This is a genomic window from Amycolatopsis sp. NPDC006125 (assembly GCF_040614195.1).
In the GTDB taxonomy this organism is placed as follows: Bacteria; Actinomycetota; Actinomycetes; order Mycobacteriales; family Pseudonocardiaceae; genus Amycolatopsis_E; species Amycolatopsis_E tucumanensis.
In genome coordinates, this window is the sequence record NZ_JBEXTZ010000010.1 from 93,602 (window position 1) to 117,172 (window position 23,571).

Annotated in this window: 22 protein-coding genes; 7 read left to right on the forward strand and 15 right to left on the reverse strand. The window is 71.3% G+C overall.

Annotated features, from left to right (window positions below; all coding sequences use genetic code 11):
• Position 1: 1 nt before the first annotated feature.
• Entirely contained in the window at positions 2-880 is an 879-nt protein-coding gene (locus tag ABZ193_RS08045; RefSeq protein ID WP_237336502.1) for a hypothetical protein, read from the forward strand.
• Positions 881-1,823: 943 nt separating this feature from the next.
• On the opposite strand, the gene ABZ193_RS08050 is transcribed toward ABZ193_RS08045, so the two are convergent.
• From ABZ193_RS08050 to ABZ193_RS08085, 8 genes are all read right to left on the reverse strand, one after another.
• Positions 1,824-4,529, reverse strand: a complete 2,706-nt coding sequence (locus tag ABZ193_RS08050; protein ID WP_354709338.1) for a BTAD domain-containing putative transcriptional regulator — start codon at positions 4,527-4,529, stop codon at positions 1,824-1,826.
• 245 nt (positions 4,530-4,774) lie between these two features.
• A complete protein-coding gene (thpD, locus tag ABZ193_RS08055; RefSeq protein WP_020486749.1) occupies positions 4,775-5,677 on the reverse strand; it encodes an ectoine hydroxylase in 903 nt (300 codons plus the stop codon).
• Between the two features lie 57 nt (positions 5,678-5,734).
• Positions 5,735-6,148, reverse strand: coding sequence for an ectoine synthase (locus ABZ193_RS08060; protein ID WP_020416992.1), 414 nt, complete (start codon positions 6,146-6,148; stop codon positions 5,735-5,737).
• Between the two features lie 24 nt (positions 6,149-6,172).
• A complete protein-coding gene (gene ectB / locus ABZ193_RS08065) occupies positions 6,173-7,426 on the reverse strand; it encodes a diaminobutyrate--2-oxoglutarate transaminase (protein ID WP_020416993.1) in 1,254 nt (417 codons plus the stop codon).
• A gap of 68 nt (positions 7,427-7,494) precedes the next feature.
• Positions 7,495-7,995 (reverse strand): diaminobutyrate acetyltransferase, encoded by a 501-nt coding sequence (gene ectA / locus ABZ193_RS08070; protein WP_354709339.1) that lies wholly within the window; start codon positions 7,993-7,995, stop codon positions 7,495-7,497.
• Between the two features lie 210 nt (positions 7,996-8,205).
• Positions 8,206-8,982: an Abi-alpha family protein gene (locus ABZ193_RS08075; protein ID WP_354709359.1), complete on the reverse strand. Its 777-nt coding sequence runs from the start codon at positions 8,980-8,982 to the stop codon at positions 8,206-8,208.
• A gap of 33 nt (positions 8,983-9,015) precedes the next feature.
• A complete protein-coding gene (locus tag ABZ193_RS08080; protein WP_027933766.1) occupies positions 9,016-9,360 on the reverse strand; it encodes a lipopolysaccharide assembly protein LapA domain-containing protein in 345 nt (114 codons plus the stop codon).
• Positions 9,361-9,402: 42 nt separating this feature from the next.
• Complete coding sequence (locus ABZ193_RS08085) at positions 9,403-10,218, reverse strand: class I SAM-dependent methyltransferase (RefSeq protein ID WP_237336458.1); 816 nt, start codon at positions 10,216-10,218, stop codon at positions 9,403-9,405.
• Positions 10,219-10,280: 62 nt separating this feature from the next.
• Here ABZ193_RS08085 and ABZ193_RS08090 point away from each other — a divergent pair, with 62 nt between their 5' ends.
• The 3 genes from ABZ193_RS08090 to ABZ193_RS08100 are packed head-to-tail and all read left to right on the forward strand — an operon-like array spanning position 10,281 to position 12,726.
• A complete protein-coding gene (locus ABZ193_RS08090) occupies positions 10,281-10,853 on the forward strand; it encodes a TetR/AcrR family transcriptional regulator (RefSeq protein ID WP_237336457.1) in 573 nt (190 codons plus the stop codon).
• A complete protein-coding gene (locus tag ABZ193_RS08095; RefSeq protein ID WP_237336456.1) occupies positions 10,850-12,001 on the forward strand; it encodes an NADH:flavin oxidoreductase in 1,152 nt (383 codons plus the stop codon). Before ABZ193_RS08090 ends, ABZ193_RS08095 begins: the two co-directional genes overlap by 4 nt.
• A 5-nt stretch (positions 12,002-12,006) precedes the next feature.
• Positions 12,007-12,726 (forward strand): SDR family oxidoreductase, encoded by a 720-nt coding sequence (locus ABZ193_RS08100; RefSeq protein ID WP_237336455.1) that lies wholly within the window; start codon positions 12,007-12,009, stop codon positions 12,724-12,726.
• Between the two features lie 629 nt (positions 12,727-13,355).
• On the opposite strand, the gene ABZ193_RS08105 is transcribed toward ABZ193_RS08100, so the two are convergent.
• From ABZ193_RS08105 to ABZ193_RS08115, 3 genes are read right to left on the reverse strand one after another with little or no spacing between them, the layout of a single operon-like run.
• The gene (locus tag ABZ193_RS08105; RefSeq protein WP_354709341.1) at positions 13,356-13,757 is read right to left on the reverse strand and encodes a DUF4259 domain-containing protein; all 402 of its coding nucleotides are present in this window, start codon (positions 13,755-13,757) and stop codon (positions 13,356-13,358) included.
• A 50-nt stretch (positions 13,758-13,807) separates the two neighbouring features.
• Positions 13,808-14,410 (reverse strand): alpha/beta hydrolase, encoded by a 603-nt coding sequence (locus tag ABZ193_RS08110; RefSeq protein WP_354709343.1) that lies wholly within the window; start codon positions 14,408-14,410, stop codon positions 13,808-13,810.
• Positions 14,407-15,360, reverse strand: a complete 954-nt coding sequence (locus ABZ193_RS08115) for a ring-cleaving dioxygenase (RefSeq protein WP_020417003.1) — start codon at positions 15,358-15,360, stop codon at positions 14,407-14,409. The genes ABZ193_RS08110 and ABZ193_RS08115 overlap by 4 nt, the downstream gene beginning before the upstream one ends.
• 94 nt (positions 15,361-15,454) lie before the next feature.
• Here ABZ193_RS08115 and ABZ193_RS08120 point away from each other — a divergent pair, with 94 nt between their 5' ends.
• Together ABZ193_RS08120 and ABZ193_RS08125 are read left to right on the forward strand one after the other, a co-directional pair.
• The gene (locus ABZ193_RS08120) at positions 15,455-15,907 is read left to right on the forward strand and encodes a MarR family transcriptional regulator (RefSeq protein WP_020417004.1); all 453 of its coding nucleotides are present in this window, start codon (positions 15,455-15,457) and stop codon (positions 15,905-15,907) included.
• A gap of 62 nt (positions 15,908-15,969) precedes the next feature.
• The gene (locus tag ABZ193_RS08125; protein ID WP_354709345.1) at positions 15,970-16,353 is read left to right on the forward strand and encodes a VOC family protein; all 384 of its coding nucleotides are present in this window, start codon (positions 15,970-15,972) and stop codon (positions 16,351-16,353) included.
• Here the strand turns inward: ABZ193_RS08125 and ABZ193_RS08130 are convergent.
• Genes ABZ193_RS08130 through boxC form a run of 4 tightly spaced genes read right to left on the reverse strand, consistent with a single transcriptional unit; the run spans position 16,350 to position 21,823 of the window.
• The gene (locus ABZ193_RS08130; RefSeq protein WP_354709347.1) at positions 16,350-17,207 is read right to left on the reverse strand and encodes an amidohydrolase family protein; all 858 of its coding nucleotides are present in this window, start codon (positions 17,205-17,207) and stop codon (positions 16,350-16,352) included. The two genes, ABZ193_RS08125 and ABZ193_RS08130, sit on opposite strands and share 4 nt — an antisense overlap.
• Positions 17,204-18,766: a benzoate-CoA ligase family protein gene (locus ABZ193_RS08135; protein ID WP_020417007.1), complete on the reverse strand. Its 1,563-nt coding sequence runs from the start codon at positions 18,764-18,766 to the stop codon at positions 17,204-17,206. Before ABZ193_RS08135 ends, ABZ193_RS08130 begins: the two co-directional genes overlap by 4 nt.
• A 20-nt stretch (positions 18,767-18,786) precedes the next feature.
• Complete coding sequence (gene boxB, locus ABZ193_RS08140) at positions 18,787-20,205, reverse strand: benzoyl-CoA 2,3-epoxidase subunit BoxB (RefSeq protein WP_020417008.1); 1,419 nt, start codon at positions 20,203-20,205, stop codon at positions 18,787-18,789.
• A gap of 1 nt (position 20,206) precedes the next feature.
• Positions 20,207-21,823, reverse strand: coding sequence for a 2,3-epoxybenzoyl-CoA dihydrolase (gene boxC / locus ABZ193_RS08145; RefSeq protein ID WP_354709348.1), 1,617 nt, complete (start codon positions 21,821-21,823; stop codon positions 20,207-20,209).
• Between the two features lie 76 nt (positions 21,824-21,899).
• On the opposite strand from boxC, the gene ilvD reads away from it, so the two are divergent.
• Entirely contained in the window at positions 21,900-23,567 is a 1,668-nt protein-coding gene (gene ilvD, locus ABZ193_RS08150) for a dihydroxy-acid dehydratase (protein WP_237336448.1), read from the forward strand.
• Positions 23,568-23,571: the final 4 nt, after the last annotated feature.

The following is a 23,571-nucleotide window of genomic DNA, read 5'->3' on the forward strand; positions in this document are numbered from 1 at the left end:
GATGGACTTCCGCCGGATCGCCGACGAGATCCCGGGCGGCACGTGGCTGGACGACCTGGCGCGCGCGTCGGCGATGGCCGCGCACGCGAAGTTCGAGCGGACGGCCCGGTCGCCGTTGCTGCGCGTGTCGATGCTCGGGTCGACGAACCTGGACGCGTACACGTTCTCCGACATCAGCCGGGCGCTGCAGGACGCGACGGCGAAGGTCGGGCACATCATCCGCAACCCACAGGGCGAGATCACCTACGTCCAGCAGACCGACCGTGACAAGGCGCCGCTGATCCAGCGCGGCCAGGCGGGCAACACGATCTTCTTCGGTTTCCCCGAGCCGGCGCCGGACGACGCGTTGATCCACGACGGGATCGAGACGCTGTCCGAGCGCGCGGTGAAGGAGCTGTGCGACTTCCTGCCCGCGAACGGCTCCGACGACGGCGCGCTGGACGCGGTGCTGCTGCAACGGGACACGGTGCGCAACGCGGTGAGCGACATCGTCAGCGCGGTCGTCAAGAACACCGGCATCGGGCTGCAGCTGACGCCCACCGCCGGTGAGGACGTGACCCGCAGCATGACGACCGACCAGGCGAAGGTGCTGCACAACAGCCTGCGGGAGTCGCGGGAGGAGGTCGGCTACGAGACGGTCTCCGGCCGGCTCGACGGCGTGCGCACGCGCCGCCGGATCTTCTACCTGGAGCGCGAGTCCGGCGGGACGATTCAAGGTGCGGTGGCGCCGGACCTGCTGGACCAGATCAAGGAGAACCTGGACCGCCCGGTGACGGCCCGCCTACGGGTAGTCCGCACGACGACGATCGACGGCCGCCGCGGCCGCCCGGTGCACGAACTGCTGGAGATCACGCCGGAAGTGAACCTGTTCGACCAGTGAGCCTGGTCGGTGGTGGGGCCGCGGGCTGGATTCCGCGTGGCGGGGTTTGGCACCGCGGAGCTCGGTGCGGCACGGCTCGGTCCGGCGGCGTGACGCGGCCCGGCGTGGCTCGACCGGCGGCCTGACGCGGCCCGGCGCGGCTCGACCGGCGGCGTGACGCGGCCCGGCGTGGCTCGACCGGCGGCGTGGCACGGTCAGGCACACGACCTTGATGCGGTACGGCGCGGCTCGGTCAGGCATGGGGCAGCTCGGCACGGCACGGCCTTGATGCGGTGCGGCGCGGTCCAGCACGGCGCGACTCGCTGCGGCACGGGGCAGCTCGCCCCGATGCGGCACGCTGCGGTGCGGCTCGACCCAGCACGGTGCGCCGTGGGTGCAGTGCGGCACAGCCCGCCCCGGCACTTTCCACCCCGGCGCGGCTCGGCCCGGCGCGGCCCAGGACGGTGTGGCGCGGTCCGGCACTGCCCGCTTCCGCGGGACGCTGCTCGGTGCGACGCGGCTCCGCTCGACGCGGTCCGACATGGCACCGTTCAGCGCGGCCCGGCTGGCGCGGCCCGGCTCAGTCCAGCCACCGCGCGACGCGGCTCTGTCCGGCCACCGCGCGGCCCGGCTCGGTCTGGCGCCACTCCGCCGGCGTCCGCAGGCGCGGCGCGACTCGGCTGCCGCAGCGCGATTCGGCCACCGCTGAGTGCGGTCCGGCGCGGTCCGGCGCGGTCGCGCCGCACCCAGATGCCCGTCACCGAAACCACCATGCGGCGATGAACGGACCGTTCACCGCTTCCAGCCGTCCACCGGAGCAACCACCAGGGCCAACCAGCCGAAACCCAAGGCGGCCGTCTGACGCTCCCCCACTGCGCCAGACGGCCAAGCCGGACCATACGCCCTCCGCAAGATCCATCGCTAAGAATTCGCTAAGTGCGGGGGCACCTTGTACTCGAAAGCGTCACCCCTCGTGACCCCGCGCAGCGTCCACCGGTAGCCCCAGCTCTGCCATCTCCGCGAGGACCTCCGCGGGCGGCCGGGGGCTGACCCGCGAGTGCAGCTCCGCCGCCAGCCCGACCTGCAGGCGTGCGCCGTCGAGGTCGCCGTCGCGGCGGGAGAGCCGTCCCAGCGTCAGCCGGCCGACCGCCTCCTGCAGCAGGAAACCCCGCAGCGACGCCAACTCGACCGCGGCGGACGCGTGCTTCCACGCCGCGCCGTCGTCGCCGAGGCCGAGGTACGACTCGGCCAGGTTGTTGAGCGACACGACCACATAGCTGTCGTCACCGAGGCGCCGGTCGATCTCCAGCGACGACAACTGGTGCGCGATCGCCTCCGCGTACCGGCCCCGCGCCTTCTCCGCCTCCGCGCAGTTCGCCAGCGCCTGGCCCCGCAGCTCGTCCGTGCCCGCCGCCGAGGCCGCCTTCGTCAGGCACTCCACCGCCTCGTCGTGGCGACCGCAGCTGTTCAGCGCGCACCCCAGGTGGATCATCGCGCAGGTGCGGCTCCCCTCGTCCGCCGCGATCGTCAGCGCCGCGGACGCGTCCGCCAGCGCCTCGGCCCCCAGGTCGAACGTCAGGAACATCGCGCAGCGCGAGATCAACATCCAGAACCGCGCCCGCGGATCCCCGCTCGCCTCGGCCGCCGCCATCCCCAGCGCCACCAGCCGCCGCCACTCGTCCCACAGCGGGCGCACCACCCGGTACGTGTGCGCCACCCGCGCCAGCCGCCACACGTCCTCGTGCAGACCGACCGCCGCCGCGGCCTCCAGCACGGCCAAGAGGTTCGGCCACTCGGCCACGAACCACGCCAGCGCGTCATCGAAACCGGACAACGCGGGCACCGGCAGCTCGACGAACGAGAAGTCCAGCGGGTCCACGATCCGCAGCAACCGGCGGCGCGCCGCGTCAGCCGCCGCCTGGTAGTAGCGCACCGCCGGTCGCGGACTCGACGAACCAGCCAGTTCGCGCGCGTACAACCGCACCAGGTCGTGCCGCGTGAACACCTCCGGCGCGCTCTCGGTCAGCAGGTGGTGGGCCGCCAGCACCCGCAACCGTCGCCGCGCCTCCACGACCGGCACCCCGCACAACGCCGCCGCCACGAACGGACCGACCGCGGGCCCGGGAAACGCCCCCAGCGCCCGGAACATCGCCCGCACCTCGGCGGGCAGCCCCCGCACCGACACGTCCAGAGCCGCTCGCACCCCGGCGTCGTCCACGTCCAGCGCGGCCAGCCGCGTCCGCTCGCTCGCCAGCTCGGCCACGAACTCCGGCACCGTCCACGCCGGACCGGCCGCCAGCCGCGCGCCCGCGATCCGCAGCGCCAGCGGCAGGTCCCCGCACGACCCCGCCACCTGCGAGTGGTACTCCTCGAACGCCCCGCCCGCGACGTCGGCGATGAGCCGCACCGAGTCCCGCCGCGCCAGCGGCTCAAGCGACCGCACCCGCGCGCCGTGCGAAACGGTCAGCCCGTCCAGCCGCGCCCGCGAGGTCACCACCGCGACCGACCCCGGCCCCGGCGGCAGCAACGGCCGCACCTGCTCGGCCGACCGCGCGTCGTCCAGTACCACCAGCATCCGCCGGCCACCGGTGAGCGACCGGTACAACGCGAGCCGCTCCCCCTCCGGCTCCGGCACCTCGTCCGCGGGCACGCCGAGCCCGAGCAAGAACTGCGCCAGCACCTCCGCGGCCGGCACCGGCGCCTCGAACCCGCGCAACGCGGCGAACAGGACGCCGTCCGGGAACCTCGGCACCGCGCCGTGCGCCCACGACACGACCAGCGCGCTCTTGCCGATCCCGGGTGGCCCGGTGATCACGCCGACCGGCGCCACCTCGTCCAGCCAGGCCAGGTCCGCCGACCGCCCGGCCAGCAGCGGCACCGCGGGCGGCAGCTGCCGCGGCACCACCCGGCTCACGTCGATCGCCGACACGACCGGCGCCAAGTCGTCGTTCAGCACGTGTTCGTGCAGCGCCCGCAGGTCGGGCCCGAGGTCGAGGCCGAACTTCTCGGACGCCGCCCGCGCCGCCTCCCGGTACACCTCGAGCGCGTCCGCCCGGCGCCCCGAGTGGTAGAGCGCCCGCATCAGCTGCCCGACGGTCCGCTCGCGCCGCGGCTCCGCCCGGACGATCGTGGTCAGCTCGGCGATCAGCTCTTCGTGTCGTCCCAGCGCGAGGTCGGCGTCGACCCGGGCGCCGTGCACCGCGATCCGCAGGTCCGCCAGTTCCGGCGCGCGCACCGACTCCGGCACCCCGCCCAGCTCCGGCCCCTGCCACAACGCCCACGCCTCGTGCAGCAGCGAGGCCCGTTCCACCAGCGGCGCGGCCTCGGCGCGCTCGAACAACGCGCGGGCGCGGTGGACGTCGACCAGCAGCGGGTCGACGTTCAGCCGGTAGCCGGGCGCGGCCGTGTCGATCCGGACCTCCGGCGTGCCGGCCGACCGCAGCACGCGCCGCAGCTGGGAGACGTTGCCGTGCACGATCGTCCGCGCCGTCGGCGGCGGGTCGTGGTCCCACAGCGCGTCGATCAGGTCGTCGAGCGCGACGATCCGGTTCGGCTGCAGCGCCAGCAACGCGAGCAGCCCGCGCACACCGGGACCGCCGATCGGCACCGGCCGGTCACCGGCGCACAGCTGCACCGGGCCGAGCAGCTGAATGCGCAAACCCTTGAGCACAGGCCCCTCCCCGAGCGCCGCGCCGGAGGAAACGAGTACGGCCCCGCACCATCAGTCCCGATCTGATGGTGCGGGGCCGCACTCGGTGAAACAAGTGACGGGGCCGGGTGCGCCTCGCCATCGCTACCGGCGTCACACGGGATTCACCCCGAGCAAGGAAGACCCATGCTGCCGCCGTTCGCAGTGGCGGCACTGTAACAGGGCGCGATGAAGCGGCTACACCCGACCCGCACTTCTTCCGGTGTCTACCGCGTCACAGGCGTGAAGTCCCGGCTGCCGATGAAGGTCGGCCGCGGCTTCGCCGCCGCGAACGGCTCGACGAGCGCGTTCTCGACGCTGTTGAACACCAGGAAGATGTTCGAGCGCGGGTACGGCGTGATGTTGTTGCCGGACCCGTGCATGATGTTGGAGTCGAACCACAGCGCCGAGCCCGCCGGCCCGGTGAACTGGTCGATCCCGTACTCCGCGGCGAGCTTGGTGATGTCGTTCTCGCTGGGAACGCCGATCTCCTGCTCCTTCAGCGACGACTTGTAGTAGTCGTCCGGGGTCTCGCCGACGCACGGGACGAACGTCCGCTGCGAGCCCGGCATGACCATCAGGCCGCCGTTGAAGGGGTAGTTGTCGGTCAGCGCGATCGAGCAGCTCACCGCCCGCGGACGCGGCATGCCGTCCTCGGCGTGCCAGGTCTCGAAGTCGGAGTGCCAGTAGAACCCGGTGCCCTTGAAACCCGGCATGTAGTTCACGCGGCTCTGGTGGATGTACACCTCGGAGCCGAGGATCTGCCGGGCGCGGTCGAGGACACGCGGGTCGCGCACGAGTTCGGCGATCAGCTCGCTGATCTTGTGCACCTCGAAGATGGACCGGACGCTGCCGGTCTTCTTCTCGGTGATGACCCGCTCGTCGGCCTTCAGCTGCTCGTCGCTGGAGAGCCGGACGAGCTCCTGCCAGTAGCCCTGCACTTCGGCGGGCGAGAGCAGGCCCTCGACGATGTGGTACCCCTTCGCGTCGTGCGAAGCGAGTGTCGCCGCATCGATCGGGCCGTCGGCCTCACTGCCCCAGACAGTGGGGTCGACGCGATCGAAGGGCTCGGCCGGGGCAGGAACCCTGGTCGGGTAACTGTCCTCGACACCGGTTTCCATGATCGTCAAATCGGTTCGCCTCCTTTTATGCGTTGCCTTTCGGTAGGGGCCTCGCTCCGTGGTGGCTCAGGCGGACTTCTCGTCCGCCTCGTCCTCCTCGACGACGAGCGGGTACACGCCGTTCTCGTCGTGCACCTCCCGGCCGGTGACCGGCGGGTTGAAGACGCACACGGTCTTCATGTCGGTCTTCGGGCGGACCTGGTGCTTGTCGTGGTCGTTGAGGAGGTACAGGGAACCCGGCTTGAGCTGGAACGTCTCGCCGGTCGCCTTGTTGGTGATCTCGCCTTCGCCCTCGTAGACGAAGACCGCCTCGATGTGGTTGGCGTACCAGAAGTCGTTGACGGTCCCCGCGTACAGCGTGGTCTCGTGCACCGAGAAGCCGACCTTCTCCTTCGCCAGGATGATCCGCTTCGAGCGCCAGTTCGGCGTCTTGATGTCGGCGTCGGTGTCGGTGATCTCGTCGAGGGTCCGGACGATCAAAACTTATCCCCTTCTCGTTCTTCTCTACTTACCGAGCACGGCCTTGACGGAGGCGTCGATGATCTCCAGCCCCTCGCCGACCTCCGCGTCCGTGAGGGTCAGCGGCGGCAGCAGCTTCACCACCTCGCTGTCCGGCCCGGAGGTCTCCATGAGCAGGCCGCGTTCGAACGCGGCCGCGCAGACCCGACCGGCGAGTTCCCCGTTCTGGAACTCCAAACCGCGGGCGAGGCCGCGGCCCTTCGCGGTCAGCTCCGCTTCCGGGTAGGCGTCGACGAGACCCTGCAGCGCGGCGCCGATGCGCTCGCCCTTGGCGCGGACCGACTTCTCCAGCTCGTCGTCGCTCCAGTACGTGCGCATCGCCTCGGCGGCGGTGACGAACGCCGGGCTGATGCCGCGGAAGGTGCCGTTGTGCTCACCCGGCTCCCAGACGTCGAGGTCGGGGCGGATCAGGGTCAGCGCCATCGGGATGCCGTAGCCGGACAGCGACTTGGACAGGCACACCATGTCCGGCTTGATGCCGGCTTCCTCGAAGCTGAAGAACGGGCCGGTGCGGCCGCAGCCCATCTGCACGTCGTCGACGATCAGCAGGATGTCGTGCCGCTTGCACAGGTCGGACAGGCCACGCAGCCACTCGATGCCGGCGGCGTTGATGCCGCCCTCGCCCTGCACGGTCTCGACGATCACCGCGGCCGGCTCGTTGAGCCCGCTGCCGGAGTCCTCGAGCAGCCGCTCGAAGTACAGGAAGTCCGGGTAGACGCCGTCGAAGTACTGGTCGTAGGGCATCGGTGTGGCGTGCACCAGCGGGATGCCCGCGCCGTGCCGCTTCATCGAGTTGCCGGTGACCGACAGCGCGCCGATGGTCATGCCGTGGAAGGCGTTGGTGAAGTTGATGACCGACTCGCGGCCGGTGACCTTGCGGGCCAGCTTCAGCGCGGCTTCGACGGCGTTGGCGCCACCGGGGCCGGGGAAGATGACCTTGTAGTCCAGCTCGCGCGGCTTGAGGATCTTCTCGTCGAGCGTCTCGAGCAGGTCGCGCTTGGCGACGGTGAACATGTCGAGCGCGTGCGTGACGCCGTCGCGCTCGATGTAGTCGATCAGCGCCTTCTTGAGCACGGGGTTGTTGTGCCCGTAGTTCAGCGCGCCGGCGCCGGCGAAGTAGTCGAGGTACGGGCGGCCGTCCTCGGCGTAGAGGCGGCTGCCCTGCGCGCGGTCGAACACGACCGGCCATCCCCGGCTGTAGCTGCGCACTTCGGATTCGAGCTTTTCGAAGATGCTCACTTTGGGTTTTCCCCTCACTGGTGCTTGTCGACAGCTAATCGCACGGGCGTCCTCGCCCAATTCCGCCGTTATCTCGGGAGCAGCGGCCCGATTCGGTAAAGGTCTTCCGGCTCGTGCCGTGTGCCGTCGTCCGGAAAGTCGGCCGAGCCGAACAGCTCGGTGCGCTCCAGCTCCGCTCCCCACCGTTCCGCGAAGGAGGTGAACAGGCGGATGGACGCTTTGTTGTCGGGCGTGATGGTGGTCTCCAGGTGACGCACCCCGTCGGCCACCAACCGCGTGAACAGGTTGTCGAGCAGGGCTCCGGCCAGCCCCTGCCCGCGTTGCGACGCGTCGACGGCGACCTGCCAGACGAGCGCGGTGTCCGGCGCCGTTGGTCGGCGATAAGCGATCACGAATCCGATCGCGTCACCGTCCACCCGCGCCACCACCGAGGTCTCGGCGAAATCGCGGCACCACAACAGATATGCATAAGGCGAGTTGAGATCGAGCTTCTGCGAATCGCGTGCGATTCGCCAAAGCGCAGCCCCGTCGGCCTTGGTCGGATTTTCGATCAAGTGCTTTCCGGACATGTCAAAACAACCTAACAGAGTTGTTTCGGTCGTTCAGCGCATCGTCGTGCGCACAGCCTGGCTACCTGCAACAACGACGAAACACACGTGAGAATGACAACAGAAAGCTGGCGCTGCGGAACCCAGGTATGCTATGGCCCCTTACCTGGGTGGGGCCTTATCACGTAGAGCGCTCGTCCGGCGCTGCGCGTTACACGGTAGTGGCAGCGCTCACAGGACGCGAGTCCACTGGCCGGGATCGCACGCCGCCCAGAACCGGACGCCGAAGCGCGACAGGCGCACGGTCCGCCGCACCAGCCGCGCCCGGCGGGCGGATTTCGCGGCCGACCGGACCAGGTCCTCGGTCGCCAGGATCTCGTACTGCGACTCCAGCTCGGCGGACTCGTCGTCCAGCTCGACCAGGCCGAACCCGGCCAGCCGCGTCAGGTAGCCGGGCACCTCGTCGGCCAGCGTCACACCGGCCGCCTTGCCGACCGTCGAGGCGTTGCGCAAGATCGTGCGGCCGCCGCCGAACCCACGCTCAGTGACGTCGATCACAGGGAACGCCGCACCGGTGGCGAGCGTGGCGATGATGCGGGCCTCGTCGGGGGTGAGCTGGCGCAGCACCGTGGCGTAGAGGTACTCGCGGGCCTGCTCGCGGCCGAAGCCGACGGACCGGTCCAGCAGCTCCTTCATCGCGGCGCGCAGCGGCTCGCGCGCGGGGACCAGCTCACCGGCGCCGTTGGGGGCGTGCTCCGTGCCGGCCGCGCTCAGCGCGACCACGTACGGGTCGTCGACCTCGTCGAGACGGCGGCGCAGCCCGGTCAGGACCTGCCGCTCGACCTGCCGCAGCCCCTCACCGGCCAGTTCGAGGCCCGGCAGCGGCAGCCGCTTGCCGATCGTGAACCCGGTGCGTGCGGCCCACCCGGCGAACCGGCCCGCCCGGCGCAGCAGGTTCTCGTCGCCGCCCTCCGGCGAACTCGGCAGGTTCTCGCTGGTCAACCACATCACCCCGTTTCCCAGGATGATGTTACGGCCGGGTCAGCGGAGAGCCTTGTTCGCCTTCCGGGTCGCCTTGCGCAACTGGAAGATGCGCGCGCCGCCGACCAGGGCGACCAGGACGGCGCCGGCGATCGCGGAGAACAGCATGGCCACGGCCAGCGGCAGGCTGCCCTCCATCCCGAGGAAGGCCACCGTCGTCGAGTCCAGGTTCTGCAGGATGAAGATCAGCAGGAAGACCAGGATGATCAGGGCGACGATGATCGCGACCCAGGTCCCGCTGACGCGGGTCCGTTTGATCTTGACCGGCTTCGCGGGCGCGGGTTCCGTCACGGGCGGCTGGGGTGGGGTGCCGGTGGCCGGCTCGTCCCCCTGCGCGTGAGTCATACGCCGATTGTGCTCGGGTGGGTGGATTCGCGCAGGTCGAAATCACACGGACCGGCTAACCGGCCAGCTGAGCGTGACCACATCGCGACCCGAGGAGCCCAGGTCCGGCGGCGTCCGCTCGTCGACACCGAGACCACGCAGCGCCTCGGCGACCTCACCCGCCCGGTCCACGGGCAGGCAGAGCCGCCGCCGGGTGACGTCGACCAGCTCGTCGAACCGGGCGTACTCCGGCCTGGCCGGCTTGTGCCAGCGCACGACCGCGGGCTCCAGGCCGAGTTCCCGTAGCGCGGCGACGGCGTCGTCGGCCGTCGGCCCGTCCGGGCGCTCGATGCCGTGGAAGTGCCGCCACAGCGGGTTGAGGGTGGTCAGCGGGTGGGCCTCGGCCAGTTCGACGACGACCTTCCGGCGCGCGTGGGCGGTCAGCGCGTCGGCGAACGGCGCGAGGTCGGGGGCGTTGTAGATGACGTGCGCGCAGACCACCACGTCGGCGGGCTCGACGTCGACGTCCGGCCACCGCCCCTCGACGGTGTGGTGCGGCAGCGACAGCGCCTCGGCCCGCCGCCGGAACTCCGCGAGCAGCCCGGCACTGGTGTCGACGGCGGTGACCCGTGTGATCGACCGCGCGCACGGCAGGCTCGCGGCCCCGGCGCCCGCGCCCACGTCCAGCACGGTGCCGGGCAACGCGTCCAGCACGGCCTGGTGGGTCGGCGTCGCGGGCGCCGCTATCTGGCGGTCGGCGCGGCGGGCGAACACCTGCTTCGGCACGACCCAGGGCGATTCGGGCGCCGCGGCCAGGATGTGCTCGGGGATCGCCCAGTCCGCCAGCTGCTCGGACCACCTGCGCAACGCGTCGGCCATGTCCTCATTGTGCCGGTCAATCAGTGATTGATTCGGTGATGGATCCGTGCTTCCCTGGAGGAGTGCCGAGCACCGACGCCTCCACCCGTGAGCGACTGCTGACCGTCGCCGAACGACTGCTGCTCGAATCCGGCTACGACGCGGTGTCCGTGCGGGCGATCAACAGCGCGGCCGGCATGAACCCGGCCGCGGTGCACTACCACTTCGGGTCGAAGGACGCGCTCATCGCCGCGCTGCTGGAGGCCCGGCTCGCACCGGTGTGGCAGCGGCGGCTGGACGAGGTCACCGAGCGGCGGCGCGGCGGCTGGACGCCGACGGTGCCCGAACTGGTGGACCTGGTCGTCACCCCGCTGGCAGAGCTGGCCGCGGACCCCGTCGGAGCGCTGCGGCTGCGGCTGCTGGCGCGGTTCGTGCTGGGCAGACGGGAGCCGGCGTGGACGTCGCGGTGGTTCGGGCTCGGTCCGTGGATCGAGCTGCTCCGGGACGCGCGGCCGGAGCTGGCGAAGGCGGAGGCGGCGCAGCGGTGGCTGCTCGCGTTCGGCCTGGTGCTGCAGTTCTTCGCCGACGGGATGCCCGGCGAGGTGCCGGTGGAGACGCTGCGGGCGTTCGTCGCGGCGGGATTGGCGGGGTCATGACCGACGTCTTCGCGCCCGCGCGGATCGGGCCGGTCGAGCTGCGCAACCGGATCATCAAGGCGGCCACGTTCGAGGGCGCGACGCCGGACGCCCTGGTCACCGACCGGCTGATCGAGTTCCACCGGCGGCCGGCGCGCGGCGGGGTGGGGATGACGACGGTGGCCTACTGCGCGGTGTCGCCGGAGGGGCGCACCGACCGGCACCAGATCTGGATGCGCGAGGAGGCGCTGCCCGGGCTGCGGCGGCTCACCGAGGCCGTGCACGCGGAGGGCGCGGCGGTGAGCGCGCAGATCGGGCACGCGGGGCCGGTCGCGAACGCGGCGTCGAACCGGTTGCCGGCGCTGGCGCCCGGCCGTTTCCCCAACCCGCTGGGAATGCGGATGACACGAGCGGCCACTGTGGACGATCTGGCGCGCGTCGTGCGTGCGCACGCGTCGGCTGCCCGGTTCGCGGTCGAGGCCGGGTTCGACGCGGTGGAAATCCACTTCGGACACAACTACCTGGTGAGCTCGTTCCTCAGCCCGCGGTTGAACCGGCGCCGCGACTCCTACGGCGGGTCGCTCGCGAACCGGGCGCGGCTGGCGCTGGAGGTCGCGCGGGCGGTGCGGGACGAGGTCGGGTCGCGCATCGCCGTGACGGCGAAGCTGAACATGGACGACGGTGTGCCGGGCGGGTTCTGGCTGGACGAGAGCGTGCAGGTCGCGCGGTGGCTGGAGGCGGACGGGACCGTCGACGCGCTGGAGCTGACCGCAGGCAGTTCGCTGCTGAACCCGATGTACCTGTTCACCGGGGACGCGCCGGTGCGGGAGTTCGCGGCCGCGTTCCCGCAGCCGGTGCGCCTCGGCATCCGTGCCGTGGGCGGGGCGTTCCTGAAGAGCTACCCGTTCCAGGAGGCCTACCTGCTGGACCGGGCGCGCCAGTTCCGCGCGGCGGTGGACCTGCCGTTGATCCTGCTCGGCGGGATCACGCGGCTGGAGACGATGGAGCGGGCGATGGCCGAGGGGTTCCAGTTCGTGGCGATGGCGCGGGCGTTGCTGCGTGAGCCGGACCTGCCGCTGCGCTTGCGGGCCGGGGCGCGTTCGCTGTGCGTGCACTGCAACCGCTGCATGCCGACGATCTACCGGGGGACGCGATGTGTGCTGACGTGATCGCCGTGACCGGGTCCGCTTCGGGGATCGGGGCGGCCGTGGTGGCGGCGTTACGGGCGGACGGACACGAGGTGGTCGGCGTCGACCTGCGGGACGCGGAGGTGTGCGCGGATCTGTCCACTGCGGACGGCCGGCGGGCGGCGGTGGACGGGGTGCTCGCGCTGGCGCCTGCGTTGGACGGGCTCGTGGTGTGCGCCGGGCTCGGGCCGCACGTGCCGGATCCGCTGCGGATCGTCGAGGTCAACTACCGGGGCGCGGTCGAGGTGCTGGACGGGTTGTTCCCGGCGCTGCGCGGCGCGGCGGTGGCGGTGTCGTCGTCGGCCTCGACGATGGTGAAGTGGGCGGACAACCCGATCGCGCGCGGCGAGGAGGCGGCCGCGCTGGCGGAGGCCGGCGAGTTCGCGGGACACTTGGCGTACTCGTGGTCGAAGAACGCGCTGACGGTCGCGGTGCGGCAACGGGTTGCGCAGTGGGGCGCGGCGGGCGTGCGGCTGAACACGGTGGCGCCCGGGGCCGTGGACACGCCACTGCTGCAGGCGGGCCTGGCATCCCGCTTCGGGGACGCGATCCGGAACTACCAGGCGCCGATCGCGCGCCGGGGGCGGCCGGTCGAGATCGCCTCGCTGATCCGCTACCTGCTCGGCCCGGAGGCGGGCTACATCCACGGCGCGCAGCTGATGATCGACGGGGGATCGGACGCATTGCTGCGGCCGACGGAGTTCTGACCCGGGGCGCTTTGCTTGGGCACCGGCAGGATCGGCGCCCTGCCGCGGCAGGCGGCTCGCAGGGGCTCGCCGCACCCCACATCGGCAGCAGGCAGGGGGCCTCTGCTGCTCGGGCTCAGCTCGCGCCCAGCACAGCCCAACGGGCGCCCTGCCGCGGCGGCAGGCGACCACCGCCGAAGGCGGCCGCAGTAGCAGGCGACCGCAGCGGCAGGCCCCGCAGCGGCAAGCAGCCCCACTGGCAGGCCGCCCCACTGGCAGGCCGCCACACCGGCAGGCCACCCCACCGGCAGGCCCCCGCACCGGCAGGCCACCCCACTGGCAAGCAGCCCCAGTGGCAGGCCCCCGCACTGGCAGGCCGCCCCACCGGCAGGCCGCCGCACTAGCAGGCCGCCGCAATGGCAGGCCGCCGCACTAGCAGGCCGCCCCAGTGGCAAGCAGCCGCACTGGCAAGCCGCCCCAGTGGCAAGCAGCCGCACTGACAGGCCGCCACACCGGCAGGCCGCCACACCGGCAGGCCGCCACACCGCCACACCGGCAGGCCGCCACACCGCCACACCGGCAGGCCGCCACACCGCCACACCGGCAGGCCGCCTGCTGCCGCGGCGGCCTCTGCTGCGAGTGTCGAGGCGTCAAGCCCCCGCCAGCACCTCGCGCAGCCGGTCGATCTCCGACAGCCACGACGGGCGGTCCGGCGCCTCCCAGAGTTCGTCCAGTTCGGACTTCTCCGCGAGCACCCGGTCGATCGCGCGCACCGCCACGGCTCTCAACTCGCCTGGCAGCACCGGGATCGGCTCCTCCGGCCCGTAGCTGTCGTCCACCGGATCGCCGCCCGGAACCTGCGACGCCACGAGCGCGGCCGCCGCCACCGCGAGCATTCCCTCGGGCGCCTCCAGGTACCCCGAGTTGCCCGCCGCCGTCTCCAGGGTCGTCCGGATCAACTCCCCGCGCTCACCGGCAGGCAGGTCGTCCAGCTCGTTCGCGAAGTCGGCGGCCTCGTCGTTGTCGAAGTGCCCGATTCCCCACGTTCCCATTGGTTCCTCCTCGAAGTCGCCGTGATCTTCTCAGGAGGCACCGACAAAAACTAAGCTGTCAGCCAGGCCTGCGCGGCCTGGAGGGCGTCCAGCGTGATCTGGTGCCCGCCTCGGTGGCGGTGCACCGTCACCGAGGCCGACCGCTCACGCAGCAGCTGGATGAACTGCTCGTTCGACGGCAGCGGCGCCATCGGGTCGCGTTCCCCATTGGACAGGAACACCCGGGTCGCGCTGAGGTCGTGCGCGGGCGGGTCCGGCACCGGCAGCATCGACGCGAACAACGCCGCCTCCCGCACCACGTCCGGCCGCAGCAGGGTGAGCGCGCCGCCGATGTTGGCGCCGTTGGAGAACCCGACCGCGACCAGCCGGCGTCCGTCCAGTCCGTACTCCCGGCGTGCGTCGAGCACGAACGACGCCAACTCTTCAGTGCGGGCGCGGACGTCGTCGTAGTCGAAGACGCCCTCCGCCAGCCGCCGGAACCACCGCGCGGCGCCGTGCTCGGACACCGGTCCGGCCGGGGCCAGCAACGCGGCCGACGGGCTCAGCTCCCGCGCGAGACCGACCAGGTCGTCCGGCCCGCCGCCGGTGCCGTGCAGCAGCAACAGCACCGGCGCGTCCGGCGAGCCCTCGATGAACTTGTGCTCGAGCGTCATCGGTTGTTCTCGCCCGGGATGTCCAGCTTCGGCAGGGCGCGCTCGATCTGTTCGCGGTCCGGCTCCAGCCACGGCGGCAGCTTCAGCGCGCGGCCGAGCTCCAGCAGCGGCTCGTCGATGGCGAACCCGGGCTGGTCGGTCGCGATCTCCAGCAGCGTGCCGCCCGGCTCGCGGAAGTAGATCGAGCGGAAGTACTGCCGGTCGAGGATCGAGGTGACGTTCACGCCCCGGTCGACGAGCTCCTCGCGCCACGCGGCCTGGCTTTCCTCGTCGGGCGCGCGCCAGGCGACGTGGTGCACGGTGCCCGCGGCGACGAGCCCGCGCGGGGCGTCCGGCGTGACCAGGACGTCGACCATCGCGCCCGGCCCGCCCTCACCGGCGGTGAAGCGCAGGCGGTTGCTGTCCTGGCTGCTGAAGGTCAGGCCCAGCTCGCCGAACATGTCGGCGGTCGCGTCCTCCTTGGCGACCGAGAGGGTCACCGAGTGCAGGCCGCGGATGGCGTGCTCGGCCGGGACGTGCCCGTTGTCCCACGGATCGCGTGGGTCGCCCTGCGGGTGCGCGACGAGCGCGAGCTGGAGGCCGTCCGGGTCGCGGAAGGTCAGGACGTCCTCGCCCTCCCGGTTGGCGATGCGACCGGTGGTGACGCCGGCCTCGGCGAGGTGGTCCTTCCACCAGCCGATCGAATCGGCGGGCACGGAGAACGCGGTCGTGGTGGCCTGGCCGGTGCCGAGGCGGCCGCTGGGCGCGTCCGGCCACGGGAAGAACGTCATCAGCGTGCCCGGCTTGCCGGACTGGTCGCCGTAGTACAGGTGGTAGGTGCCCGGATCGTCGAAGTTGACCGTCGTCTTCACCAGGCGCAGGCCGAGCGTGCGCAGGTAGAAGTCGGCGTTGCGCTGGGGGTCGCCGCCGATCGCGGTCACGTGGTGCAAGCCGCTCGTCTTGATGGACATCGTCTGCTCCTTTGCCGGGGCCTCAACCTAACCCGCAGAACCTCTCGCCAGCAAGATATATTCCGAGAAGAGTTCTGGTCGGTATAGTCATGGGGTGACCACTCCCGGCGATGACGAGATCGTGACCTGGTGGGGCCTCGTGATCGAGGGGTACCTCGCCACGCAGGATCGACTCATGGGCGAGATCGCCGAGCGGTTCGGCCTGGCGCCGGCGCCGTTCGACATCCTGCTGCGGCTGGTGCGCACGCCCGGCCACCGGATGCCGATGACGCGCCTGGCCACCGAGGCGGCGCTGTCCAGCGGCGGGTTCACGAAGGTGGCGGACCGGCTGGTCGCGGCCGGGCTGATCACCCGCAAGCCGAGCCCGGACGACCGGCGCGTGACGTTCGCGTGCCTCACCGAGCACGGGCGCGAGGTGGCGGAAAAGGCGCGCCAGGCGTGCGCCGAGATCCTGCGGCGCCGTGTGCTGGAGCCGCTGGGGCCGGAGGCTTCGCAGGCGCTGGCCGACGCGATGCGGACGTTGCGTGAAGTGAACGGCACCAGCTGAAACCCCCGTTGCCTCCAGCGAATTCGCGGCGCACGATTAGTGCTCTCGTGAAGGAGGCGACCATGCTGACCACGTCGACCATCACGCACATGCTCCCGGCGCAGGATGCCGATCGCGCCCGGCACTTCTACGGTGACCAGCTCGGCCTGCGCCAGACCGACACGGGGCCCGACGGCACCTGCTACTTCGAGGCAGGCTCCGGGCACGTGATCGGCCTGCGCCCGCTGCCGGACACCAAGCCGAGCGAGAACACGGTCCTCAGCTTCGAGGTCGAGGACATCTCCGCGGAGGTCCGCGACCTGGAGGAACGCGGGGTGCGCTTCGCCGACTACGACACCGGCGACCTGCGCACCGAGGGGCACATCGCCACGCTCGGCAAGGAGAAGGCGGCCTGGTTCGCCGACACCGAAGGCAACTGGCTCTGCCTCCACCAGGCGATGCGTTAGATCCCCAGCCCCGGGTACAGCTTCGCGGCGTTGCCGGACAGCACGTCCCGCAGGACGGCGTCCGGCAGGCCGAGTTCCAGGAGCGCCCGGACGTTCCGCGCGGCGCCCGGGACGCCGGGCCAGTCCGTGCCGAACACGAACCGCCCGGCCAGCCGGGTGAAGTCGAACCGCGCGTAGTACTCCGGCAGCTTCCGCGGCGGCAGGCCGGACAGGTCCAGCCACACGTTGTCGCGCGCCAGCGCCAGGAACGCGGCCACGTCGTACCACCAGCCGCGGCCGCCGTGGGCGAACACGAACTGCACCGACGGGAAGTCCTCCACGACGTCGGCCATCAGCTCCGGGTTGCCGAAGCTCGCGCGGGCGCCGGGGAAGCTGCTCGTGCCCGAGTGGATGATCACCGGCACCCCGCGCTCGGCGCACACGTGGTACGCGGCGTACAACTCCTTGTCCCCCGGCGAGAACGCGCCGTGCACGGGGTGGATCTTCAACGCCACCGCGCCGAGGTCCAGCTGCCGCTCCACCTCGGCCGCCACCGGGTGGTGCAGGTACGGGTTCACGTTCGCCACCAGCCGGAACCGCGTCGGGTTCTCCGCGACCAGCGGCAGGTTGTCCTCGATCGGCTGGATCCCGGTCGCGCGCGGGCTGTACTCGCAGAACAACAACGCGCGGTCGACGCCCTCGGCCTCGAACAACGCGTCCAGCCGCGCGGGCACGACGTTCCCATCCGCGTCGTAGGCCGAGCGCCAGTCGTGCGGGCCCGAGAACCGCTCCGCCCACTCCAGCCACGCCGGTTTCAACGTGCTCAGCCGCGGCGCGTGGACGTGCGCGTCGACCACGGTGTAGCCGTCGATCACGTGAGCGCCCCCGGCCGCAGCGAATCCCGCACCAGCTCGCGGATCACGTTCCGGCGGATCTTGCCCGTCGCGGTCTTGGGCAGCTCCTCGACGCCCACCACGGCACGTGGCCGTTTGAACGCGGCGAGCCCCTCGCGGCAGAAATCGATCAACGCGTCGGGGTCGACGGCCCGCCCGGCGGCCGGGACGACGCAGGCCACCGGTTTCTCGATGCCGTCGGAGTCCGGCGCCGCCACCACCGCGACCTCGGCGACGTCCGGGTGCTGCAGCAACCGCTGCTCCACCTCGGCCGGCGACACCCAGATCCCGCCCGCCTTCAACATGTCGTTGAACCGGCCCAGGCACGTGTACGTGCCGTCCGGGTTGCGCACGTAGCTGTCCCCGGTCCGCAGCCACTCGCCCTGGAACACCTGCTTCGACGTCTCGTACCGGCTCCAGTAGCCGAACGCGGTGGACGGCCCGCGCACGTACAGCTCGCCGGGCTGGCCGGTGGTCTCGATCAGCGTGCCGAGCGGGTCGCGGATCTCCAGGTCGTAGCCCGGCACCGCGACACCCGTGGTGCCCGGCACCACCTCGCCCGGCCGGTTGGACAGGAAGATGTGCAGCGCCTCGGTGGACCCGATCCCGTCCAGGATCTCCACCCCGAACCGGTCCCGGAACCGCTCGTAGATCACCGCGGGCAGCGGCTCGCCCGCGGACACCGCCTGCCGCACCGAGGAGAACGTGTCCGGCGGCAGGTCGGCGGCCAGCAGGGCGGAGTAGAACGTCGGCACCCCGAAGAACAGCGTCGGCCGCTCGGCGCGCACCCGGTCGGCGACCAGCTGCGGCGTCGGACGGCCCGGCTCGAACACCGTGCTCGCGCCTGCCGACAACGGGAAGAACGCGGAATTGCCGATGCCGTAGGCGAAGAACAGCTTGGCGACGGAGAAGCACTTGTCGTCGGGGCCGATCCCGAGCACCTGCCTGCCGTAGGTCTCGCACACCGCCCGGATGCTCGCGTGCCGGTGCATCGCGCCCTTGGGCTGGCCGGTGGTGCCGGAGGTGTACAGCCACAGCGCGGGCGAATCCGCCCACGTGTCATACGTTTCCCGCGGGTCTGCTGTGGACAGTCGCGTCCAGTCGTGTGTGGACACCCGGGAGAACTGGGCGGCGTCCGCGCGGTCCAGCACGACGTCGGTGACCTCCGGCGCCAGCTCGACCGCCTCCTTCGCGGCCGCGGTGAACTCCCCGGACACGCACAGCACCCTGGCCCGCGAGTCGGCGAGCACCCGGCCCAGCTCGGGCCCGGTCACCATGGTCGACACCGGCACCGGGACCGCCCCGGCGCACATAGCGCCGAGGATCCCGGTGAGCATCTCGACGCCGTCGACCATGCACAGCATGACCCGTTCCTCGGGCCGCACCCCGATGTCCGCCAGCCCGCCGGCGACGCGGTGCACCGCTTCGGAAAGCTCGGCGTAGGACAGCGTGCGCGAGACCGTGACGACCGCGGTGCGGGCGCCGTTGCCGTCCCGGACGTGCCGGTCGACCAGGTAGTCCGCGGCGTTGAACTCGACCATCGCGCCCGCCCTCCGCAGGTTTACAGGTACACGTACTCGTAGTCGAACGGCTTCCCGTTGATGCCCTGTCGCGGCGGGGCGACCCAGCTCGCGATCTTGCCCCGTTCGTACACCGGGTGCATGAGCGAGCGGACGAACGCGAGGTCCTCGTCGGTCGGCAGCCAGTGCCTGCGGCTGCGCTCCCAGGTCGCTTCGTCCACGATCGTCCCGTCCGGCGTGATGTGGTGGCCGGAGTTTATGCCGACTTTCCGGTTGAAACCAGGGTGCGGCAGGCGGAACCGGAAGTCGATGCCGGCGTCGGCGAGGATCTTGTTCCAGCGCTTGACACCGGAGGAGCAGTCGGCGATGTACTCGCCACGCAGGTCGAGGTTGAGCAGCAGGATCTTCTGCATCTCCTCGGTGGTCCAGGTGCCGTCGTCCTGCGGTTTCTCCAGCAGCGCCGCGTCCTCGGTCAGCTGGTGGTCGTCCTTGCGGCGGGTCTCCATCCAGCGGCCCTTGAGCCCGGAGGTGTAGTAGTTGGCCGCGTTGGTCGACGTCTCGCTGCCGAACAGGTCGAGTGAGACGGTGTAGTGGAAGTTCAGGTAGCGCTGGATGATGTCGAGCGGGATGCCGCCGTGCGCGGCGATGTCCATGGTGTCGTGCTCGCGGATCAGCTCGGCGCTGCGCGTCACCACGCGGTCGACACCGGTGGTGCCGACGAACATGTGGTGCGCCTCCTCCTTGAGCATGAACTCGCAGGTGCGCGACAGCGGGTCGAACGCGGACTCCTTCAGCGTGCCCAGCTGGTACTTGCCGTCGCGGTCGGTGAAGTAGGTGAACATGTAGAACGCGAGCCAGTCCGCGGTCTCCTCGTTGAACGCGCCGAGGATGCGTGGCGTGTCCGGGCTGCCGGAGTTGCGGTGCAGCAGCGCCTCCGCCTCCTCGCGGCCCTCCTTGCCGAAGTAGGCGTGCAACAGGTAGACCATCGCCCACAGGTGGCGGCCCTCCTCCACGTTGACCTGGAAGAGGTTGCGCAGGTCGTACAGGCTGGGCGCGGTCAGGCCGAGCAGTTTCTGCTGCTCCACCGACGCCGGCTCGGTGTCGCCCTGGATGACGATCAGCCGCTGCAGGTCGGCGCGGTACTCGCCGGGCACCTGCTGCCACGCGGGCTCGCCACGGTGCTCGCCGAACGCGATGCGGCGGTCCGGGTCGCGTTCGGAGAGGAAGATGCCCCAGCGGTAGTCCTGCGGCACGACGTGGTCGAAGTGCGCCCAGCCGTCGCGGCCGACGCTGACCGCCGTGCGCAGGTACACGCCCTGGGTTTCCAGCGCCGGGCCCATCTCGGCCCACCAGTGCATGAACTTCGGCTGCCAGCCCTCCAGCGCCCGCTGCAGCCTCCGGTTGTCGGACAGTTCGACGTTGTTCGGGATCTTGGCGTCGTAGTCGATCCTGGTCGGCATCTCACACCCGCTTGCGGTCGAAGGAAGCCTTCTGGCCGGTGCCGTAGCGGCGCAGCGCGCCCTCCGGCCCGGAGGCGTTCGGTCTCGTGAAGATCCAGTTCTGCCAGGCCGTCAGGCGGCCGAAGATCTTGGTCTCGATGGTTTCCGGGCCGACGAACCGGTGGTTGGCCTCCATGCCGGTGAGCGCGTCCGGCGACAGCGCGGCGCGACCCTCCAGCACGATCCGGATCTCGTCCTCCCAGTCGATGTCGTCCGGGGCCTCGGTGACCAGGCCCAGCTCCACGGCCTCGCCCGCGGACAGCCGCCGGTCGCGCTCGCGCTTGAGCCAGTCCAGGTGGTCGTGCTCGCCGTAGAACCGGGATTCCAGGCGGGACAGGCCGTTGCCCATCGGGAAGGCGCCGAAGTTCGCGTCCGACAGCACGAGGCACGCGCGTTCCTCGCTGTCCTCGTCGTCGATCGGCGGGCCGTCCAGCATGTACTGGCGGTCGCAGGCCAGCGCGAGCTCCAGCAGCACCCCGGCGAAGCAACTGCCGGGTTCGATCAGGGCGATGAGGCTGCGGCTGGTGACGTCGAGGCGTTTCAGCGTGCGCTTGTAGTAGTGCAGGACCTCGTTGGACAGCCAGTCTGTGCCGGTGAGCACCTCCCGTTCGGCGGCGAGCACGGCGTCCGGGTCGCCCTCGGTGCGGAAGACCCAGGTGCCCAGCTCGGGTTCGTTGGTGCGCAGGCGCAGGACGAGGTCGTCCAGTTCGCGGGTCATCGCCAACAGCCAGCCGTCTGCTTGCGGTCCGCGGACGGTGATCGTGACGACGCCGGCGGCGCGGTCCAGCTCGGCGGTGGTGTTGGGGTAGGTGATGCGGTCGTCTTCTTCGGTGCGGTCGAGCGGTTCGAGCACGATGCCCTGCGCGTCCCGCGGCCGGTTGCTCCGGGCGGCGAGTTCCCGGGCGCGTTGCTCGACGACCGCGCGGAACTCCTGGCGCGGGACCAGCTCGTCGACCAGCCGCCAGTCCACCGCGGTGCGGCCCTTCACGCCGTCCGGGCGGGTGGCGAACACGTCGGCGCGGTCCTTGCGGACCCGGCGCTTGTCGGTGACCCGGGTGAGGCCGCCGGTGCCGGGCAGCACGCCGAGCAGCGGCACCTCGGGCAGCGCGACGGTCGACGAGTTGTCGTCGACCAGCAGGATCTTCTCGCACGCCAGGGCGATTTCGTAGCCGCCGCCGGCGCAGCTGCCGTTGACCGCGGCGAGGTAGATCTGGCCGGAGTTCTCGGTGGCGTCCTCGATGCCGCCCCGGGTCTCGTTGGTGAACTTGCAGAAGTTCACCTTCCACTCGTGCGGGGAGCCGGCCAGCATCCGGATGTTCGCGCCGGCGCAGAACACCTTGTCCTTGGCGCTGGTCAGGATCACCGCGCGCACCTCGGGGTGCTCGAAGCGCAGCCGCTGGACGGCGTCGTAGAGCTCGATGTCCACGCCCAGGTCGTAGGAGTTGAGCTTCAGCTCGTAGCCGGGGACCAGGCCGCCCTGCTCGTCGACGTCCATCTCCAGCCACGCCAGCGGCGGCTCGATCCGGAGCCGCCAGTGCCGGTAGGAATCCGGATGCCGATCGAATGACACCGTCGTCATGACATCGATTCTCTACAACTTGTTCTCGGTCGTCAACGTTGTGTAGAGAGTGGATCTCGGGCCTATGGTGCTCAGCATGGCTGACCTCAAACCCCGGTCGCGGGACGTGACGGACGGGCTGGAACGCGCGGCGGCGCGTGGCATGCTGCGCGCGGTCGGAATGGGCGACGAGGACTTCGCCAAACCGCAGATCGGCATCGCCTCGTCATGGAACGAGATAACACCGTGCAACCTCTCCCTGCAACGGCTGGCGCAGGCGAGCAAGCAGGGGGTGCACGCCGGCGGCGGCTACCCGATGGAGTTCGGCACGATCTCCGTGTCCGACGGCATCTCCATGGGCCACGAGGGCATGCACTTCTCGCTGGTGTCGCGGGAGATCATCGCCGACTCGGTGGAGACGGTGATGGAGGCCGAGCGGCTGGACGGCGCGGTGCTGCTGGCCGGCTGCGACAAGAGCCTGCCCGGGATGCTGATGGCCGCCGCGCGGCTGGACGTCGCGGCGGTGTTCCTCTACGCCGGGTCGATCCTGCCGGGCAACGTCGACGGTCGCGAGGTGACGATCATCGACGCGTTCGAGGCGGTCGGCGCGTGCGCCCGCGGCCTGATCTCCCGCGAGGAGGTCGACAAGATCGAACGCGCCATCTGCCCCGGTGAGGGCGCCTGCGGCGGGATGTACACGGCGAACACGATGGCCTGCGCGGCGGAGGCGCTGGGCATGTCGCTGCCCGGCTCGGCGAGCCCGCCGTCGGTGGACCGGCGGCGCGACCGGTTCGCGCGGGAGAGCGGCGAGGCCGTGGTCGGCATGCTCGCCGCGGGGATCACCGCGCGGGACGTGCTGACGCGCGAGGCGTTCGAGAACGCGATCGCCGTCGTGATGGCGCTGGGCGGGTCCACCAACGCGGTGCTGCACCTGCTGGCGATCGCGCACGAGGCCGAGGTCGAGCTGACGCTGGACGACTTCACCCGGATCGGTGACCGGGTGCCGCACCTGGCCGACGTGAAGCCGTTCGGGCGGCACGTGATGACCGCGGTCGACCGGGTCGGCGGCGTGCCGGTGGTGATGAAGGCGCTGCTGGACGCGGGTCTGCTGCACGGCGACTGCCTCACCGTGACGGGCAAGACGCTGGCCGAGAACCTGGCCGAGCTGGCGCCGCCGGAGCTGGACGGCGAGGTCGTGCGGAAGCTGTCGGACCCGATCCACCCGACCGGCGGCCTCACGATCCTGCACGGCAGCCTCGCGCCGGAGGGCGCGGTGGTGAAGAGCGCCGGGTTCGACTCGTCGCGGTTCGAGGGCACGGCGCGGGTGTTCGACGGCGAGCAGGCGGCGATGGACGCGCTGCCGACGCTGCAGCCCGGCGACGTGGTGGTGATCCGGTACGAGGGGCCGCGCGGCGGGCCCGGGATGCGCGAGATGCTGGCCGTGACGGGCGCGATCAAGGGCGCCGGGCTGGGCAAGGACGTCCTGCTGCTCACCGACGGCCGGTTCTCCGGCGGGACCACCGGGCTGTGCATCGGGCACGTCGCCCCGGAGGCCGCGCACGGCGGCCCGATCGCCTTCGTCCGCGACGGCGACCCGATCGTGCTCGACATGGAGACGCGCACGCTCGACGTGGGGATTTCCGCGGAGGAGATGGCCGAACGCCGGTCCGGCTGGGAAGCGCCCCCGCCCCCGCGCCGCACCGGCGTGCTGGCCAAGTACGCCCGTCTGGTCGGCTCCGCCGCCCAGGGGGCCGTCTGCAATTAGACGT

Excerpts from the sequence above, each read along its gene's own strand:
- ABZ193_RS08115 (WP_020417003.1), bottom strand. The coding sequence starts at position 15,360 with ATGTCCATCAAGACGAGCGGCTTGCACCACGTGACCGCGATCGGCGGC.
- ABZ193_RS08105 (WP_354709341.1), bottom strand. The coding sequence starts at position 13,757 with ATGGGAACGTGGGGAATCGGGCACTTCGACAACGACGAGGCCGCCGAC.
- ilvD (WP_237336448.1), top strand. The coding sequence starts at position 21,900 with ATGGCTGACCTCAAACCCCGGTCGCGGGACGTGACGGACGGGCTGGAA.
- ABZ193_RS08085 (WP_237336458.1), bottom strand. The coding sequence starts at position 10,218 with ATGGCCGACGCGTTGCGCAGGTGGTCCGAGCAGCTGGCGGACTGGGCG.
- ABZ193_RS08110 (WP_354709343.1), bottom strand. The coding sequence starts at position 14,410 with ATGACGCTCGAGCACAAGTTCATCGAGGGCTCGCCGGACGCGCCGGTG.
- ABZ193_RS08095 (WP_237336456.1), top strand. The coding sequence starts at position 10,850 with ATGACCGACGTCTTCGCGCCCGCGCGGATCGGGCCGGTCGAGCTGCGC.
- ectA (WP_354709339.1), bottom strand. The coding sequence starts at position 7,995 with ATGTCCGGAAAGCACTTGATCGAAAATCCGACCAAGGCCGACGGGGCT.
- ABZ193_RS08125 (WP_354709345.1), top strand. The coding sequence starts at position 15,970 with ATGCTGACCACGTCGACCATCACGCACATGCTCCCGGCGCAGGATGCC.
- ABZ193_RS08075 (WP_354709359.1), bottom strand. The coding sequence starts at position 8,982 with ATGTGGTTGACCAGCGAGAACCTGCCGAGTTCGCCGGAGGGCGGCGAC.
- boxC (WP_354709348.1), bottom strand. The coding sequence starts at position 21,823 with ATGACGACGGTGTCATTCGATCGGCATCCGGATTCCTACCGGCACTGG.
- ABZ193_RS08135 (WP_020417007.1), bottom strand. The coding sequence starts at position 18,766 with ATGGTCGAGTTCAACGCCGCGGACTACCTGGTCGACCGGCACGTCCGG.
- ABZ193_RS08045 (WP_237336502.1), top strand. The coding sequence starts at position 2 with ATGGACTTCCGCCGGATCGCCGACGAGATCCCGGGCGGCACGTGGCTG.
- ABZ193_RS08080 (WP_027933766.1), bottom strand. The coding sequence starts at position 9,360 with ATGACTCACGCGCAGGGGGACGAGCCGGCCACCGGCACCCCACCCCAG.
- boxB (WP_020417008.1), bottom strand. The coding sequence starts at position 20,205 with ATGCCGACCAGGATCGACTACGACGCCAAGATCCCGAACAACGTCGAA.